Source organism: Bordetella tumulicola, assembly GCF_054779135.1.
The window spans coordinates 1,233,482-1,251,855 of sequence record NZ_BAAGYU010000007.1 but is presented as its reverse complement, the minus strand read 5'-3'; the positions used below and the strand labels follow the sequence as shown (position 1 = coordinate 1,251,855).

At 48.8% G+C, this 18,374-nt stretch carries 14 protein-coding genes and 2 pseudogenes; 15 read left to right on the top strand and 1 reads right to left on the bottom strand.

The annotated features are described in order from the left end of the window. The first annotated feature begins 572 nt into the window (after positions 1-572). The 10 genes and pseudogenes from ACYVDM_RS14130 (at position 573) to ACYVDM_RS14085 (ending at position 11,100) form a co-directional block, all read left to right on the top strand. A complete protein-coding gene (locus ACYVDM_RS14130; protein ID WP_415792826.1) occupies positions 573-848 on the top strand; it encodes a hypothetical protein in 276 nt (91 codons plus the stop codon). Between the two features lie 1,603 nt (positions 849-2,451). Next, positions 2,452-2,631, top strand: coding sequence for a transposase (locus ACYVDM_RS14125; RefSeq protein WP_415792827.1), 180 nt, complete (start codon positions 2,452-2,454; stop codon positions 2,629-2,631). A 169-nt stretch (positions 2,632-2,800) separates the two neighbouring features. Beyond that, on the top strand, positions 2,801-3,136 hold the full coding sequence (tnpB, locus tag ACYVDM_RS14120) for an IS66 family insertion sequence element accessory protein TnpB (protein WP_415792828.1): 336 nt from the start codon (positions 2,801-2,803) through the stop codon (positions 3,134-3,136). 75 nt (positions 3,137-3,211) lie between these two features. Beyond that, a pseudogene (locus ACYVDM_RS14115) lies at positions 3,212-3,628 on the top strand (transposase domain-containing protein); the annotation flags it as partial. 88 nt (positions 3,629-3,716) lie between these two features. Further along, positions 3,717-4,109: a transposase gene (locus tag ACYVDM_RS14110; protein ID WP_415792829.1), complete on the top strand. Its 393-nt coding sequence runs from the start codon at positions 3,717-3,719 to the stop codon at positions 4,107-4,109. Positions 4,110-4,129: 20 nt separating this feature from the next. Further along, a complete protein-coding gene (gene tnpB / locus ACYVDM_RS14105) occupies positions 4,130-4,438 on the top strand; it encodes an IS66 family insertion sequence element accessory protein TnpB (RefSeq protein WP_415792853.1) in 309 nt (102 codons plus the stop codon). A 66-nt stretch (positions 4,439-4,504) separates the two neighbouring features. Further along, on the top strand, positions 4,505-6,040 hold the full coding sequence (gene tnpC, locus ACYVDM_RS14100; protein WP_415792854.1) for an IS66 family transposase: 1,536 nt from the start codon (positions 4,505-4,507) through the stop codon (positions 6,038-6,040). Between the two features lie 54 nt (positions 6,041-6,094). Beyond that, positions 6,095-6,821, top strand: a pseudogene (gene tnpC, locus ACYVDM_RS14095) (IS66 family transposase); the annotation flags it as partial. Between the two features lie 1,287 nt (positions 6,822-8,108). After that, positions 8,109-9,641, top strand: coding sequence for a DUF2442 domain-containing protein (locus ACYVDM_RS14090; RefSeq protein WP_415792830.1), 1,533 nt, complete (start codon positions 8,109-8,111; stop codon positions 9,639-9,641). 514 nt (positions 9,642-10,155) lie between these two features. Beyond that, positions 10,156-11,100 carry a Hint domain-containing protein gene (locus tag ACYVDM_RS14085; RefSeq protein WP_415792831.1) on the top strand — a complete coding sequence of 315 codons (945 nt, stop codon included), beginning with the start codon at positions 10,156-10,158 and terminating at the stop codon, positions 11,098-11,100. A 791-nt stretch (positions 11,101-11,891) separates the two neighbouring features. Here ACYVDM_RS14085 and ACYVDM_RS14080 read toward each other — a convergent pair. Beyond that, positions 11,892-12,182: a transposase gene (locus tag ACYVDM_RS14080; protein ID WP_415792832.1), complete on the bottom strand. Its 291-nt coding sequence runs from the start codon at positions 12,180-12,182 to the stop codon at positions 11,892-11,894. Between the two features lie 966 nt (positions 12,183-13,148). Between ACYVDM_RS14080 and gmd the strand changes: the two genes are divergently transcribed. From gmd to ACYVDM_RS14055, 5 genes are read left to right on the top strand one after another with little or no spacing between them, the layout of a single operon-like run. Next, a complete protein-coding gene (gene gmd / locus ACYVDM_RS14075) occupies positions 13,149-14,270 on the top strand; it encodes a GDP-mannose 4,6-dehydratase (protein ID WP_415792834.1) in 1,122 nt (373 codons plus the stop codon). Positions 14,271-14,288: 18 nt separating this feature from the next. Beyond that, on the top strand, positions 14,289-15,218 hold the full coding sequence (locus tag ACYVDM_RS14070) for a GDP-L-fucose synthase family protein (RefSeq protein ID WP_415792835.1): 930 nt from the start codon (positions 14,289-14,291) through the stop codon (positions 15,216-15,218). Continuing rightward, positions 15,211-16,377, top strand: coding sequence for a DegT/DnrJ/EryC1/StrS family aminotransferase (locus ACYVDM_RS14065; protein ID WP_415792836.1), 1,167 nt, complete (start codon positions 15,211-15,213; stop codon positions 16,375-16,377). The genes ACYVDM_RS14070 and ACYVDM_RS14065 overlap by 8 nt, the downstream gene beginning before the upstream one ends. Positions 16,378-16,407: 30 nt before the next feature. Beyond that, positions 16,408-16,863, top strand: a complete 456-nt coding sequence (locus tag ACYVDM_RS14060) for a GDP-mannose mannosyl hydrolase (protein WP_415792838.1) — start codon at positions 16,408-16,410, stop codon at positions 16,861-16,863. 38 nt (positions 16,864-16,901) lie between these two features. Continuing rightward, positions 16,902-18,308 carry a mannose-1-phosphate guanylyltransferase/mannose-6-phosphate isomerase gene (locus ACYVDM_RS14055; protein ID WP_415792839.1) on the top strand — a complete coding sequence of 469 codons (1,407 nt, stop codon included), beginning with the start codon at positions 16,902-16,904 and terminating at the stop codon, positions 18,306-18,308. The last annotated feature ends 66 nt before the right edge of the window (positions 18,309-18,374 follow it).

The window sequence follows — 18,374 nt, the reverse complement described above, 5'->3', positions numbered from 1 at the left end:
CTCCCCCCATGCTCAGCCCAAGCGATTGTAGTTATTCGCTACATTGAGCAGCCGAATACTACTGTCGTCGGCCAATTGGTTGTGCATGAAATCAATGGATCGGGCTTGGTTAACATCCATAGCGGGTCTTGAAGGCTCTGGCCTTTCGGACATGATCCCACCCTTGAAGCGTTCTCCAACATGCATCGTTCGGCTGTCAGGTTGTTTCCTCCAATTCCTTGAGCCGGACTATGATCTGGCCGTCCGTGTAATGGGACGCCTTCATCATGTTGAATCTCAAGATCATGGAAATCCTACTTCTGCTCACTACAGATATTTTGAAGGATTAGCGGATACTGGCGATTGCACCCGATACGTCGTTTATGAGGGAACCGTACCAAGAGTCATTACATCATTTGCTATTTGATCCACGCTCCGGCGACGGATCTGCGGCATGCTCGTCGCAGTCACGGTGGGAGTCATGTAGCCGCGGAGTCGTATTCTTTAAAAATCAACGATAGACAACGTTTGGTGACATAACAGTCCAGTCTCGTGTACCGTTTCTTTTCCAATTAATATCAGAAGGCGCAACGATGGCAACTCGTGTATCTAAAGCTGCTGCGGCAGAACTCTCCAATCAGCAATTAGCGCTAGAGCTTGTGAAAGCAACGTTAGTAGGTAATGTCGCCAGATCCGCTGTGTTAGATGAGTTGATCATGAATAACACCAAGAAAGACGTCAGTAAATTTACTGTTGAACGAGCGCGTTTGGACGCTGCCTATGCCGTGCGGCTTTATCGAAACATTCTGAGCCGGTTGGAACCGCCGATAGAAGCGCTGGCGACGCCGGGGTCCGCCAACGTAAAGTAGGGACGTGCTAGGTATCGAATCTATTGCGGCCCGGGATGATCGGCGGCCGTGCCTCTAACCTGGCTGAGTTCACTGTGCAGCGATGGCTCTAGTCGCCACCGCGATCTACGTGTCCGCTCTCAGACACTGAGGCACGATTTCCGTCCCTAAGACCTGCAAGAATGGGCGTAAGTACGCCGAGAATGTTATTGGTCTTCCTCATATCTGCAGATCTGCAGCAGCTGAATTTAAGAATGGAAAGTGGCGTAGGGTCACGATTTCGTGCTCAAACACTTGCATCCCCGTTCCTACAGGTTCGTCCACATTTTTCGGCGGGGTGGGTTCCATTTAGCTTAGTTGCGTGATTCTAGAGCAGATGGGTGCAGAGCGAAAATGATTGCCATTCGCTCCCGAGCCTCTGCGCGACCATCACAATGTACTGCGTCTGGATCAAGACGAACCAATCGTACTTTGTTTGAAGCGTATTTCGTTAACTTCGAGAGATGACATGGGATGTTGGTATGTCGTCTATTAGGTGGTGCCCAAAGTTGGCGCGCCACCTATCTCTTGTAATATGGTGGAAGAGGATTGAAGCGGCCGTTCATTTCACGAAAGACGTTGCGGTTGTCTGGAGATTTCGGATAACTCAATCAGTAAGATCGAAGAGCCAGTAGTTGCTACAGTCAACGTTGCATAGAGGACCTCGCAGATCGCTTTGCATCACTCAGATATATAACGCCGTTCACCATCGAACCGCAGTTGGAGTCGATATGCAGTCCCGGTGTTTGTGGGGTCGCGTTGTCCTCAATCAAACATTTCGAAGAGGAATGGCTAATCTTCGACCTTGATTTTGTACACCATCAGTTGGTATATCGGGCGGTGCAACTGGGACAGTACGCCCTGACTACGTCTGCGCAGCCACGGACGATACTGCATAAAAAAATGAGTGGGTATGGAGTGCTGTACGTGTTACTTCCGCCGAATTCACTGAGCAGAATAATATTTGAGTACTGCGGAAATGCAGGCGGGATTTCCGCTTATCGTTAAGTTGCTTGTGTACTTCTCGGTGCTTCTGCTTAAGTCCACGGATATTCGAGATAGGAATGTTTAATGATACAGCCCCGGCCCGGGCAAGGCGATCAGCTTTACTTTCGGAATGTGTTTTGGCGCGCTTTTCGATGAGGTGAATGTTGCCTGAGATCACTTCAAGCGCATTGTTAAATTACCGGCTGGATAATTTCAGCGTAGCAATCTCCTCGATTAATGATCATACTTCGACTTTGAATGCAGGACGGTAGTCATAGTTAATGACTGGCAATAGGTTGAGTTTGCTCATGCGATATCTCGAATCTGATCTTACGGCCGCCAGTTTATGGGTCAAAGGCGACGGGCCTTCGTCCGCGCAAATTTAATGACATGAATTTATTACCGTGGCTCAGTAATAGATCAATTCTATATGTAGGCATTACCTCGAGCGTCAGCGCGGCTGATAGGCTGTAATCGGCCTAGCATTTTTATCCAAACGTTTGCTGTGCAAGTCTGATAATTCGTAAGCACCCGGTAAACACACCTTGCCGCCAGACCGACACCAATAGATAGTGTCCGCCTAATTTAGGCGGACGCGATGACAAGAGTGGAATTGGAGATTAAGCTCACCCGACGGTCCTACTCAAAACAGTTCAAGAGAGAGGTAGTGGCGGAGTGCCAACAAGGTCAGTCGGTTTCAAGCGTGGCGCTCAAGCACAACATGATTGCCAACATCGCGTGCATAAATGGCTTCGTTTGGCGAAGTCCGGACAATTAGTCCCGCCGGCGCCATCATTCATTCCAATTCCGACAATTCGGGCCGCCGCTACGCCAGCGACTGACTCCGACATTCGTATCGAGATCGTCCACGGCGACACGAGGGTGAGCGTGTACTGGCCCACGCAAGAGGCTGCGAGATGTGCGGCCTCGCTTTCCGAGTGGTTGCGGTGATCCGCATCGACGTGATTTGGTTGGCGACGGAGCCGCTAGACATGCGTGCGGGAACGGAGACAGCGTTGAGCCGGGTGGTGAAGGTCTTTGGCCGTGCACGACCTCACCATGCCTATGTATTTGCTAATCGGCGAGCCAATCGGATCAAGGTGCTGATCCATGACGGTATTGGTGTGTGGTTAGCGGCAAGGCGCCGGAATAAAGGTCGCTTCGAATGGGCCAATAGCCTGGCTACTCCGGGCCTGTCTATCAGTTCAGAACAACTGAATGCACTGGTTTTGGGCTTACCTTGGCGGCACGTCGGAGATGAAGGAATCATCACGGTGCTGTAGAACTCCCGCACACCTGGTGCCAATTGGGAAATGCGCCAATTGAGGACGTCGTAGGGGTCTGGCACCCTGCGCGACATGAATACGACTGTTCCGGATCTGGCCCAACTCGACGCGCAAGCTCTGCGCGAGTTTGCGGCCGACTTGATGGCACAGTTGAGCGAGAGAGATCGGGAGTTGAAATACCACCAGACCCGCATCGATCAATTGACGCACGAAATGGCGATGCTCAAACGCTACCAATTCGGTAAGCGCAGCGAGCAGCTCGACGGCACGCAGTCCAGTCTGTTGGGAGAAATGATCGATGCCGATATGGCCGAGAAGCTGGACTACATGCCTGGCGTGTTCACGGTAGAACGCCATGTTCGGGGCAAGTGGGTCTGCGCGACGTGCGAGACATTGGTGCAGGCGCCCGTGCCCGCCCAGGTGATCGACAAAGGGATCTCGACCTCGGGCTTGTTGCCGCGGGTATTGATGGCCAAATACGCAGACTACCGTAAGCGTCCGGCTAACACACCTTGAGGCAGGTCGGAGGTCGTAAGACCATACGTGTCCACTAAAAAATGATGGACACGTATGCACTATGGAGCAGCCCGAACAGCCGACTCGTCGACGCCGACGCACACATAGCCCAGAATTCAAGGCTGAGCTAATAGCTAGCCGCCAGCAGCCCGGTGTATCGGTGACCGCAATTGCCATGGACCACGGCATTAATCCCAATCTGTTGCGTCGATGGATGATCGAACATGAGCGGCTGGGCCGGCATGAGCTTGCAGAAACGTCACTGACTCAGTGTGATGTCGCCGCTCAATTTATTCCGCTACGGCTACCGAAGTCTGAGGCAACGCCAGTCGCTGCTCCGCAGCAGCAGGAGATTCTGATCGATTTGCAGCGCGGCAATCTGAGCGCATCGATACGTTGGCCGATGGCCCAGTCGGATCGGTGTGCCGCCTGGCTACGCGAAGTCATGCGATGATCCGCATCGACCAGATCTGACTGGCGGTCGAGCCGATGGATATGCGAGCCGGTACCGAGACGACACTGGCCCGGGTGGTCAAGGTATTCGGTGCTGCACATCCACACCATGCTTATCTGTTTGCAAACCGCCGTGCTAATCGCATGAAGGTGTCGGTGCACGATGGCATTGGCGTCTGGCTGGCGGCCAGACGCTTAAATCAAGGCCGTTTTACGTGGCCACACCTGACAAGCCCAGACATGGAATTGACCAAGGAACAGTTACGGGCCTTGGTCATTGGACTGTCCTGGCACCGGATCGGGGCAGGCGGGATCATCGATATTCTGTGAGCGGCATCACGCAATCGGGGCATGCTCCAATAACGTGACAGAGGCAGGCGTGGCACACTCATGGCCATGATCACGCCTGCCGCTACCGACCTCGCGAACCTGGACGCTGACGCCTTGCGTCAGTTGCTGCAGGACAGTTGGGCTGAGCGTCAGGCGCTTGAGGATAAGATCCTCTTCAAGGACACCAAGATCGCGCAGTTGACGCACGAGATCACTGCGTTGCGCCGTTACCAGTTTGGTAAGAAGGGAGAACAACTCTCTGGCGTGCAAGGTAGCTTGCTGGAGGAAGCGGTCTGCGCGGATATCGCCGCGATCGAAGTCGAGTTGGAGCAATTGACCGAGACGACGTCCTCCAAGCCGAAACAGCAACCGAAACGTAAACCGTTGCCCGAGAGCTTGCCGCGTATCGAGTTCCGTCATGAACCGCAGAATACGGCCTGCCGATGTGGCTGCCAATTACAGCGCATAGGCGAGGACATCAGTGAGAAGCTGGACTATGTCCCTGGTGTGGCCAGTGTCGAACGCCATATCCGACGTAAATGGGTGTGTCGTAACTGCGAGACGCTCATCCAAGCACCGGTTCCGGCCCACGTCATTGACAAGGGCTTAGCGACCACGGGCTTGCTGGCCTATGTGCTGGTTGCTAAATACCTGGATCATCTGCCGCTGTACCGGCTGGAACAGATCTTCGATCGTGCCGGGATATCCCTATCGAGATCAACCCTGGCCCAATGGGTGGGCGTGTGTGGTGTGCAACTGCAGCCGTTGGTTGATGCCTTGCGCCAAGCGATTCTGGCGCATCGCGTCGTCCATGCCGACGAGACGCCCGTGCAGGTGCTCAAGCCCGGCAGCAAAAGTACGCACCGAGCCTATCTCTGGGTCTATGCGCCAGGGGCGTTCGAGGACCTGAAGGCGGTGGTGTATGACTTTACAGAAGGTCGCGCTGGTGAACACGCGCGTACCTTCCTGGGCGACTGGCACGATAGCCTCGTCTGTGACGACTACAGCGGATACAAGGCGTGTTTTACACAAGGCATGACCGAGATCGGTTGTATGGCGCATGCGAGACGAAAATTCTTCGACCTGCATGCCTCGAGCAAGAGTCCGCTAGCTGAGCAGGCGCTGCAATACATTGGTCAACCGTATGAGGTTGAACGCCAAGTCGAAGATCTCGACCCCGATGATCGAAGACAAATCCGCTTGGAAAAAGCGAAGCCTCTGGTTGACGCACTACGCGCCTGGATGCAGGCACAACGCACGCGTGTGCCTGACGGGTCGGCCACGGCCAAAGCCTTCGATTACAGCCTCAAACGCTGGGTCGCGCTCACGCGCTATCTAGATGATGGGCAGTTGCCGATCGATAACAACCACATAGAGCAGCGAATCAGGCCGATTGCCCTCGGACGGGCGAACTGGTTGTTCGCCGGCTCATTGCGCGCCGGAAAACGAGCGGCTCCCGTCATGACGCTGGTGCAATCGGCCAAACTCAACGGCCACGATCCGTACGCCTATCTGAAGGACGTGCTCACGCGTCTGCCTACGCAGCCGGCCAGCCGGATCGATCAATTATTGCCGCATAACTGGCAACCGCAAACACCATAAACAGCAACGCCCGCTTATGCGGGCGTGTCAATATGGGATGGCCGGACGCTTACAGACCACCTTCCCCTGCATCGCCAGGAAAGCATCTTTGCGCGCGCAGGCTTGGCGCTGCCGCGTTCGAGGTTAGGCGAATGGGCGGGTGTATGCGGTGTTCGATTGCAGCCATTGGTCGACGCGCTACGCGATGAGTTGCTCGAGCACAACGTACTGCATGCTGATGAGACGCCCGTGCAGATGCTGGATCCGGGAAAGAAGAAAACACATCGGGCCTATCTGTGGGCCTACTGTCCGACAAGTTATGAAGCCATCAGGGGTGTGGTGTACGACTTCGCGCCCAGCCGAGCCGGCGAACATGCTCGCGCGTTCCTAGCTGACTGGAAAGGGAAGCGGGTCTGTGACGATTATGCTGGCTACAAAGCGAGCTTCAGCACCGGTGTGGCCGAGATCAGTTGCATGGCATATGCACGTCGCAAACTCTATGAACTGCTCGCCAATAATCAAAGCCAGCCGGCCGAGCGCGCTGACGTGCATCGGTTCACTTTACGACGTCGAGCGCGAAACGGCGACATTTAGCGCTGACGAACGACATCGTGTCCGTCAGATCAAATCCAACCCTGTTATCAAGACCTTGCACAAGCGGATGTTGGCGTGTGTGCCCGAAGGATCTGCGATCGCTCGCGCGTTGGACTACAGCCTAAAGCGATGGGTGGCACTGACGCGCTACCTGGACGACGGGGCTGTACCTATAGGCAACAACTGGGTCGAAAACCAAATCCGACCGTAGGCGATTGGCCGCTCGAACTGGTTGTTCGTGGGCTCGTTGCGAGCGAGATCGGCGAGCTCTTGCCGCAGAGCTGATGTCTGCGGTCTAGCTGCCCCCAACGTTGTTACGTCTACACGATTTGACCGGCCGCTTACCTATTTCTAGCATATTACGGTAAATTTCCATAGTGTCGAGCCAGAATTGGCGATGAAAATCGCAACTGATCCAGAAAAGCTTAGGTACAGGGAGCTGAGTTCGGTGATCCGCCTTGCTTTTTGCAGGGAACTCCAATCGAGAGTGAGGATGAGGCAGCTACCGTTGAAAACATTAAGGTAGGACAGAAGGTTCACGCTTCTATTGGTTGGCGAGAAGGTCGATAGATTGGCAATCACCATACCTGGATAAACAATATTCCATTTGGAAAGCGTGGTAGGTATGATCCCGTGCAAATTAAACGGAATGCCGTTAGTGACGACGTTACGCAATAAGGACATCAAGGTATCTCCCTGGCATCGTCTCTATATCGATGACGTATTGGTTCGCGCAAATGATCTGGCCAATAACTTAATCGTTGTTGCCGACAACACTCTAGGACGTAGTTCCTATTATCACATCGTATTGAATTAGTTTGATGTAATTTTAACGTATGGTATTTTTTCGAGTTATATGTCGATGGCCGTAATTGGGATTTTTCCAAATGTGAATATTACCATGTTACGCTCTAAGGACATGCAACGACGCCGCGCCAAGCGGACAGGGTTTATCATTGTCCGACTTGGCGATGCTCGTTTTTCAACTTTAAAATCGCTTGAAATTTCGAGCTGCTCAACTCGAAGTGACCTTGCCCATCCCGCAGATCATGTGATTCAGATGATACTTTTAGGATAGTAATCGTAGTGTAATCCTTTGTAGGTTCAAATAATAAACCCCAGCTGACTACCACATTCGGAAAGTCAAATCTTAGAGTCTGGATTTTTTGAGTTCTTAACTCTCTCTTACAGGGGGCGTATCACGATGTGAGGTATGCACTTAGATAGAAATTCTCAATGATCGCATTTTGACGCCCAAAAATGTTCTGACTTATATCCTCGAATATAGATAAAAAATCGCTTACGGATGGCAACAAATTTATATTTGGCACTGATGGTGGCATTGATGATGGAGTGTCACCACATTATAAGATTGAGCTACACCTTACAGTGACTAATATAATGCTTAGAGAGGCAACGAAGGCATAGTTAACAAGAATGCTTGCATTTTAAATTTCCCATCTCTTTGAACTTAAATATTTAATAAATTCAAAAAATGCTACCGAAAGAAAATCAAATTGAAATTATTGCTTCGTCTGAAATTTCGCATCCTAAGTTTGGAAAAAAACCATGGACTATTAACCGCAGTAATGATTTTATATTTCATACTGAAGCAGAAGATCCGATGCCTGAAGTGGTTATTCGGTTTTCTGAGAATGCGATCTCGACAGAGGGTGTGATTTATTTATATAACCGGTACGGTACTGTCGAAATGGCAGAGCGCCTGCGCGGTGTGCAATTTGCCGTTTCTGGCGACGGTGTGTTCTGGGAAAAAATAGATGTAGATATTGGTGATGATAATATTTATAACGGCGCTCCGATTGAAGTTGGAATGATAGGAAAAAATTACTTAAAAATTTTCCGACATAAATCAGGGCCACCTATCCATTTGTCGCAAATAACGATTGGTATTGCATTGCATGAAAAACGGGAGTTTGATGCTGATCTGACACGCAAATTAGCAAATGAATACCAGTTGCCAGTCGATCCAAATGGGCACATAATTGAGAATAGAAAGCGTAAGCACTATATTAGTATTCGAAGTTCAATTTATGACGCAAAAAGTATAGTTGGAATTTCGGACATCTCTGCTTTAGAGATTGTGCATCTAGGTCGTTTTTCTAATGCTTTAATACAACTTTGCAATGCCTTAAATATTGCAAAGAAGTTAGGGGTAAAAAAGATTTATTTGCCACAAGGAGCCAGGGCTGAACAAATGTTTGCTACTGGATTCCCGGTAATATGCCAGGATGCAGGAGTGGAGATATGTATTCCTGCTCATGGGGCGGAACGTATTGCAGAAACTATTCTTACAGGACATTTTTTTTACTCAGAAAAACATAAATATTTGATGAGTTCAAGGTTAAATAATATTGATGCTGCGAAGTTATTTAAGCATGGACTGGGATTTGATTATGGCCCAAGTGATGTTATCAAAGAAGATGAACTCGTAATTCACGTAAGGTCGGGAGATATTTTTAATAAAAATAAAACACCACATCGTGCATATGGGCAGCCACCATTTTCTTATTATAAAAAAATAATAGATCTGGTGAAACCTAGAGTTGTTCATATTGTATTTGAGGACGAAGGGAATCCAGTTATAGGTGCGCTCAAAATATTCCTGTTTGAAAAGCGCATTCCTATGGTTTTGCAAAATAGTTCATTGCGTGAAGATATACAAAAAATCCTAAAGGCAAGGTCCTTGGTGGCTGGACGAGGGACTTTCATTGCAGGAATAGTTTCGCTCAGCGAAAATATAAAAACAGTATATTCTTTTCAGAATGATATTAAGGTTCCGAAGGGTGCGAACAATATTATTTTAGACGATGTGGTAGGAGAGTTTGTTGAAAATATTCTGAGGGATAATTGGAGTAACTCTGAAGAGCAAAGAAAGCTGATGCTTGAATATCCTGTCTCGGCACTAGCAATACGCCAAAAAAAAACGCTGCCTGAGCTGGACGGGGAGAGTTTTTTAAAAAAAAAAATTAGATATATTTATCAACGATTGACGGATTATTTAGTGTGAAGAAAGTGCTTGTCACTCGCATCACCAGCCACGGTTGTTCTTACCTTGTCGAGTTCCTGCTTACTCACGGGTGCAAAGTGCACTGACAACGGCTCAGCCGCAGCCTGCTTGATAGGCCTATTCTGATTAGCAAACATTGTTATCACCTGCTCCTATGCTCAGATATGAGCGCATACGGCGCGTCGATGAAACATAAGCGGCGGCGGCCTCGTTTGGATACGCCCGCATAAAGCGGGTTTTGTTGGCTCGTGTGTAAGGCTCTGATGAATACCGTGCTTGCAAGCGTTACCCAATACCGGTGTATCCGGTTCTCTCAAATTTCCGTCCACAAATAATTTATGGATAGAAATTTGAGGTTTCGAGCATTAGCGTGTAAGCGTCCTGCTCTACGATCTAGTGCATGAGCTCAAGGTGGTCTAGCGAACGTATACGGGAAAACCCCGGGCCGTTATCCTAACCGCCCGTTGAATCCAAATGATACATTTGGAATATAAATTTACGTGACGAGGCGGAGATGGCAACTTTATCGGCAACTTATGTATATGAAACCACATACGACATGTGGGACACCGGGGATATCTACGTTTATTTCGGTGCCACTCCCCTTGTCGACCCGACTACGACTCTGACAGAAACGAGTGAGGCGACTCCCGAGTTCGACCCCAATCCAGGCGATGACCTAATGTGGGGGGAAACTGCTGTGAAGTACGTTGGGTATCATTGGGCTGACGCGCTTTTTCAAGACCCTGCGACCGGTAAATATTACGTACTCTCCAGCGAGCAATACGGTGATGCAGAAACCTTTGTTGTATGGGAAAAGCAGTACACCGATGACCCGCTGCCGCCCGGGTGTTTTGTCAAAGGCTCGTTGATCGAAACCTCCAAGGGCGCCTCGCCGATTGAGAATCTGCGACCAGGCGATAAAGTGAAATGCTTATCGGGCTGGCGTGAAGTGAAATGGCTTGGTTGGCGCACCTTTGGCGCTGCTGCATTTCGTACTGACAAGTATCGCGCTGCGCACTGCCCCGTTACGATCAAAGCGCATGCCGTAGACGAGAATGTGCCGACACATGACATTCGAGTCTCCCCATGGCACCATCTATTCGTTAGTGGCCTGCTCATACGTGCGATGGACTTGCTTAATGGCAGCAGTATCGTCCAAGACCTGACAGTCCGAGAGATATCCTACTTTCACGTGGAACTCGATCAATTCGATGTCATGACCGCGCATGGCATCTACTCGGAATCTTGGGCTGACGGCGGGAATCGTGACTTTTTTCAGAACGTTGACGTGCCGACGCTGTGCCCGGAAGACCAGATGCGTCGGCGCGCCTCCCGCCCCGGCTTTGATCACTTGGTAATACGAGGTGGTAAAAAATTAGCAGCAATCCGCGCTCGCATTGCTAAGCGTGCTGACAACTTTTTTTCAAAAAAAAGTCCATCTGAAAAAGTAGCCTAATCGTGAGGGTGCTCAGCGTGATCCAATTGTTCTGGCGTATCTCCGAAACCTAGCATCTGCTTCTTGCTCAAGCGTTTCGATCCACACAGCCTAGCGCCCGTCTCGGATCAGCAAGCCGTTGGTGGGATCTCTGACCGGCAATGCTCCTAGCTAACCTAAGATCAAGCTCGTGGATGGATAACCGTCTTCTGATCATCTTGGGACGATCGCCAGCAAACGCCGGCCAGCGTCTAGATACACATCGTCTCAGAAGAAGAAAAGGCGACCATTACCTAATTATTTACAACTGCTAGCTGTATGCCTTGCTTGGGAGACTCTAGGTAACGTCATAAACATTCGGAGTTTCGGCTTTAGCCCAGCCGCAAGTGCGGTCACGAACACTACCCCGTTCACCCAAGCAATCACGCACGCCAAAGGCCAGCCTATCATCATTGAGTCCGATGAGGACTACGAGATGAATCAGCTTTCGATCCAAGATTTAACGAACGACGTAAATCTCCATTTCAAGGGCCCCGGCTATGTCAAGAAGTTGATTGGCAACGGCAGTGTTTCAGCGCCTATGCGCATACGTACGGGATTTAGAGCGTGACGGCCATCATCGACACAACAACGTCCATTAACAATGTGGTCGAGGAAGTGACGCGTCTGACTGTGGCGGACACTGGCGGGTATTCTGCAGGAGACACAATCAACCGGCCCGCCGGCTCGATGAACTGCTGCCGCATAACTGGCAGCCGTATAGACAACGACGCCCGCTTACGCGGGCGTGTCAATATGGGATGGCCGGACGCTTACCGCGGGACTGCAGTAAGTCGGTACCATTTGGGGTTTCGCAAGCCGTAGAGGGGTGAATTGAGCCGCGCGACATCGCGCTGTGGGGGTGAATCACTTGCCAGTTCATGATGCCCGAGCCGCTCATGTTCAATCGTCCAACAGCGCAACAAATTGGGATTGATGCCGTGGTCCAGGGCAATCGCCGTTAGCGACACGCCGGGCTGTGGGCAACTGGCGACTAACTCTGCCTTGAACTCAGCGCTATGCGTACGCCGACGTCGGCGCCCAGACTGCTCTAGTGAATCCATAGTATGTACGTGCCCACTAACTTAATGGACACGTATAGTCTTACGGACTGCGGGCTATCTCAAGGTGGGTTCGCCAGACGCTTACGGCTATCTGGTGCAGACGCATGATCCACCTCCGAGCAACTTGATTATCTGGAGAGGCATGGGTCGGCTTAGCGATTTGCTATTGGGCGCGGAGCTCGTCAAGAATTGTGGGTAATTGCAAGCTGCGGAACACACATTGAGGTAGTTGGCAACCGGTAAAAACAGGGAAACCCCAATCTCCAGTTGAACCTGCGTGGTCATTGGTGGCGTCACTATGGTACCTGTGCGACATCGCCTTCAAAATTAAGGACTGTTGCTCCAGCGAGGGTCGACCATCACGGTACAGCTTGAGCCACGGTCTAACTTTGGTTGTGGCGTATAGACCAGGCTCCAGTGCTAAATGTGTGACCGACATTCCGGACTTCAGTGAGACTTGAACGACCTCACGCTTGAACGCAATGGGATGATCATGGAATTTACGCCGCCTGTCGGTCCCATCAATTTTATGTCCACAAAATCGTTTTATGGGCAGAAAGTTGTGGGTACCCGGAGGAACAAGTTCTCCGGCGATCCACGGGAAGCGCTAGATGCTATGGGCCGGATGCTTACTTACAAGGTGTAATTTGGCCGCGTATGCATCTGGCAAGTTCTAACCGCTCAAAGCCACGCTGTACGACTTCCACGAGGGCCGTGTTGATGAGTTTTCTTACCAGATTCTGAGAGGATTGCAACGTAAATTGGCCGTCGACGGATTACTCTGGCTATAAAGCATCATTCCCTCAGGGAATAACTGAAATTGGGTGTATGGCGCAACATCAAGAGATCAAGTTGACGTATAAAGTGCGAAGTGTACTCCATCGTGTAACCATAATGTGGTAAGTTTGCGCTGCAGTATAGACAAGCTGTCTATCGTGTCCTCATCGAGGAAATTTTGGAGCATATATGTCTAAAAGAGCGTTATTAACGGGAGTGACTGGTCAGGACGGCTCCTACCTAGCCGAGTTCTTGCTTGATAAGGGATATGAAGTGCATGGCATCAAGCGCCGCGCTTCCTCTTTTAATACACAAAGAGTCGATCATATTTTCCAAGATCCTCATGAAAAAAATCCCAGATTTTTTTTACACTATGGAGATCTCAGCGACTCATCAAATCTGACGCGCATAATCGGTGACGTTAAACCTGATGAAATATATAACCTCGGTGCCCAATCTCATGTTGCGGTAAGTTTTGAGGCACCTGAATATACGGCCGATGTTGATGCTATGGGCACGCTACGTATATTAGAGGCCATACGGCTGCTAGGTTTTGAAAAAAACACTCGTTTCTATCAAGCGTCAACATCAGAATTGTACGGTTTAGTGCAAGAAATTCCCCAAAAAGAAACCACTCCATTTTATCCTCGATCACCATATGCCGTAGCAAAATTATATGCTTATTGGATTACGGTGAATTACCGTGAGGCATATGGTATGTATGCATGCAATGGTATTCTTTTTAATCACGAGTCCCCTAGACGTGGTGAAACGTTCGTTACAAGAAAAATAACACGTGGATTGGCAAATATAGGCCAAGGGATCGAGCATTGTTTGTACATGGGAAACTTAGGGGCATTACGGGATTGGGGGCATGCAAGAGATTATGTGCGTATGCAATGGTTGATGTTGCAGCAAGATACGCCTGATGACTATGTAATTGCGACTGGCGTGCAACACTCGGTACGTGATTTTATTCAATGGTCAGCAGAGGAGTTAGGTCTGCAATTGAGGTTTGAGGGTGACGGCGTAGACGAGATAGGCGTGGTGGAGTCTATTACTGGTGATTCAGCGCCTGCGTTGAAAGTTGGTGACGTTGTTGTGCGTGTGGACAAGCGGTATTTTCGCCCTGCGGAGGTTGAGACCCTGCTAGGTGATCCAAGCAAGGCCAAAAACCAACTAGGCTGGACTCCAGAAATATCGGTTCGAGATATGTGTAAAGAAATGGTGATGAACGATCTCGAGCAAGCAAAACAACACGCATTACTTAAGAAACATGGTTTTGATGTGCATATTGGTGTTGAGCGCTAATACGAACAGGCTTGGAAAATGAAAATATTGCTAACGGGCAGTACTGGCATGGTTGGGCGTAATCTGCTTGAACATCCACATGCTGTCAAATTTCAATGGTTGACCCCGTCTCATGCGGAACTTGATTTATCCGTCTTTTCATCGGTGTCTGATTACATTGGAGTGGAGCGACCCGATGCGATCGTGCATGCTGCCGGTAAGGTCGGTGGAATTCATGCAAATATGCGTGAGCCTGTACGCTTTCTTATAGATAACCTAGATATGGGGCGTAATGTATTGCTCGCCGCGGCGCAACATTCCATACCTCGTCTAATCAATTTGGCGAGTTCTTGTATCTATCCACGGAATCGCCAAGATGCTCTTCGCGAAGAGGATATTCTGACAGGAGAGTTAGAGCCCACAAACGAGGGCTATGCTCTAGCAAAGATTGCCGTTGCGCGACTTGCTGAGTATATTTCTCGAGAACGCCCTGAACTTTGTTATCGTTCCCTTATCCCTTGCAATTTGTATGGAAGGTACGACAATTTTGATCCTATCAGATCACATCTAATCCCCGCAATCATACATAAAACGCATCAGGCTAAGGTACAGGGAATAGACGAGATAGAAATATGGGGAGATGGTTTAGCCCGACGCGAGTTTCTATACGCGCAAGATCTCGCAGGTGCAGTGTTAGCCGCAGTCGAGAATGCCGATAGTCTACCGAATATGCTGAATATTGGCCTGGGTGTAGATTATACGATCAATGAATACTATCAGGCAGCTGCTGAAGTCATTGGCTTTACCGGTTCTTTTAGGCATGATCTCACTAAACCAGTTGGCATGAGCAAGAAACTCACAAGTATTGAAAAGGCAAAAAATTGGGGCTGGCTTCCTACCACTACACTTAAAACAGGATTGGAAGCCACATACGAATTCTATATTAAGGAGATCGGAAAAAATGGATAATCGTTACCCTCTGGCGACTACCACTTGGGATGATGCTGAATATGCTGCAATTCAGCGGGTCGTTAAATCTGGCATGTTTACTATGGGCAAGGAGGTCCAAGAGTTTGAGCAGCGGTTTGCTAACTTCGTGGGAAGTAGATATGCGGTGATGGTCAATTCAGGATCATCTGCCAATTTGTTGATGATTGCAGCAATGTTCTTCAAGAAGGACTCGCCTTTAAAACGAGGCGATGAGGTGATTGTTCCCGCAGTATCTTGGAGCACAACTTATTACCCGCTTCAGCAATATGGTTTGAAAGTAAAATTCGTGGACGTTGATAAGGCCACTCTGAATTTTAACTTGACCGATTTACGTGAGGCGGTTAACGAGAACACGCGAGCTATTCTTGCAGTAAACCTATTGGGTAATCCAAATGATTTTTCGGCTATTAAGGAAATTATAGGTGACCGAAATATCGTTCTGCTCGAAGATAATTGTGAATCGCTAGGCGCGACTTTTGGCGGCAAACAAGCCGGCACGTTTGGATTGATGGGTACATTTAGTAGTTTCTTTAGCCATCACATTGCGACAATGGAGGGCGGAGTACTGGTCACTGATGATGACGAGCTATACCATATCTCGCTATGTCTTCGCGCCCATGGATGGACTCGAAATTTGCCGAAGAATAATTTGGTATGCGGAACGAAGAGCGACAATGCTTTCGAAGAGTCATTCCGTTTTGTACTGCCGGGATATAACTTTCGCCCGCTTGAGATGAGCGGTGCTATTGGGATAGAGCAATTACAAAAATTGCCGAACATTATTACCGGCCGTAGAAAGAATGCTGAAAAATTTCAGGTACTTTTTAAAAATCACCCATGGCTCGATATACAGGAAGAGGTAGGCGAAAGCAGTTGGTTTGGTTTCGCACTAGTTATAAAGCCTGACGCAACTATTAATCGTTTAGAGCTAATGCAAAAATTGGGGAATGCGCACATAGATGTTCGCCCTATCGTAGCTGGCAACTTCGCTAAAAATGAAGTTCTACGGTGGTTTGACTATACAACGGTGGGAAATCTTGAGGCAGCTAGCTATATAGATGAGAAAGGTTTTTTTATCGGTAATCATCACTACGATGTATCCAAAGAGCTCGAGTACGTGAGAAGTTTATGCGACTGAGTTGAGAAATAAGTATGCTAGGGGTGTGATGTGTATTTAAGTGACGACCATTTTCAGCACGTGATTTCTTCTGCACCCCTTATATCTATCGACCTAATCGTTGAACAAAATGGCGAGAAGATTTTGTTGGGTAAACGAATTAATCGTCCTGCCAAAGGATATTGGTTTGTGCCTGGTGGTCGGGTTCAAAAAAATGAACGATTAGATGACGCTTTTTTTAGGATTACTAGAGCGGAATTGGGTATTTCTTACGAGCGTGGCAACGCCACTTTCTTAGGAGTATTCGAACATTTTTATTCCGACAGCATGTTTAGTGATTTCGTTGACACTCATTATTTGGCGCTTGCATATCGTTTTTCGATGGATGCAATTCGAGAGTTGCCATTGACTCAACACGAACATTTTTCGTGGTGGTCTATAGTAGATATATGCGAGTCTGATTCCGTTCACCCTAATACTCAAACGTATGGTCGTTTCCTTCTATAGTCCAATGGTCACTCTAAATATCAATGAGGACTTATAATATGCTCTGCCCAGTAATTATTGCGGGAGGAGCTGGCACAAGACTCTGGCCGGCTTCTAGGCAACAGTATCCTAAGCAGTTTTTGAACCTGGAGGGTTCATCAACAATGCTTCAGGCTACGCTAGGGCGATTGAAGGGCTTGAGTACCATAAGGCCGACTGTCATTTGCAATGAACAGCATCGTTTTTTGGTTGCAGAGCAACTGCGAGTCCTCGGTATTTCAAATCCGCATATTCTTCTGGAGCCAGAGGGGCGCAATACCGCTCCTGCTATCGCTCTCGCGGCTTTAGAAGCTAGGATGAACGGCGATGATCCACTGCTCTTGGTGCTAGCTGCTGACCATTTGATCCGGGATATTGGTGCATTTCATGCTGCCATAAACACCGCTATTCCCATCGCTGAAGCCGGAAGATTGGTCACATTTGGAATTGTTCCTGAACGAGCTGAAACTGGATATGGCTACATACAGCGCGGTGAGGAGTTGGAATGTGGTGGATTTGGAATTTCTCGTTTTTTTGAGAAACCGAGTAAAGAGATTGCCGAAGAGTATTTAGAGAGTGGGGACTATTTTTGGAATAGCGGAATGTTCATGTTCAGAGCAGGCCGTTATCTCGAGGAGTTGGAGAAATATTGTCCTGAGGTACTACAGGCCTGCCAGGCCGCGCTTTCCACCCCTAGTTTAGATTCTGATTTTATCCGAATTACTGAAACTGATTTTTTGGCGAGCCCGAATATTTCTATCGATTATGCAGTTATGGAGCACACTACTAATGGTGCCGTTGTCCCATTGTCGGCAGGTTGGAGCGATATCGGCTCGTGGCAAACTCTATGGCAAGTCAGTGAGAAAGATAGCAATGATAATGTCCTAATGGGAGATGTAATCGCACTGAAATCCAAGAATAATTTGATTCGAGCAGAAGATCGCTTGGTGTCAGTATTGGGTGTAGATGGCTTAGTGGTAGTTGAAACTAAAGATGCTGTTTTAGTAACAACTTTGGAGCATGCACAGAATATAAAAGAAGTAGTAGCTGAAATAAAAAATAAAAATCGTTCTGAACATCTGCTTCATCGTGAAGTATACAGACCGTGGGGATCATACGACTCTATTAGCAATGGAGATCGATACCAAGTTAAAAAAATTACTGTAAAACCGGGCGCGAAACTTTCCGTTCAAATGCATCACCACCGCGCCGAACATTGGGTGGTTGTAAGTGGCACAGCAAAGGTAACAAAAGGGGAGAATACGTATTTGGTCAGCGAAAATCAGTCGACATATATTTCGATTGGCGAAGTGCATGCATTGGAGAACCCGGGCAAGATTCCGTTGCATCTTATCGAAATTCAATCTGGTACGTATTTGGCTGAAGACGATATCGTTCGATTCGAAGATAAATATGGGCGTGTGTAGATACTTTATCCAAATTTAATTGGAATTTTTATGTGCGTCATATATAGATCATCAACCCAGCAACAT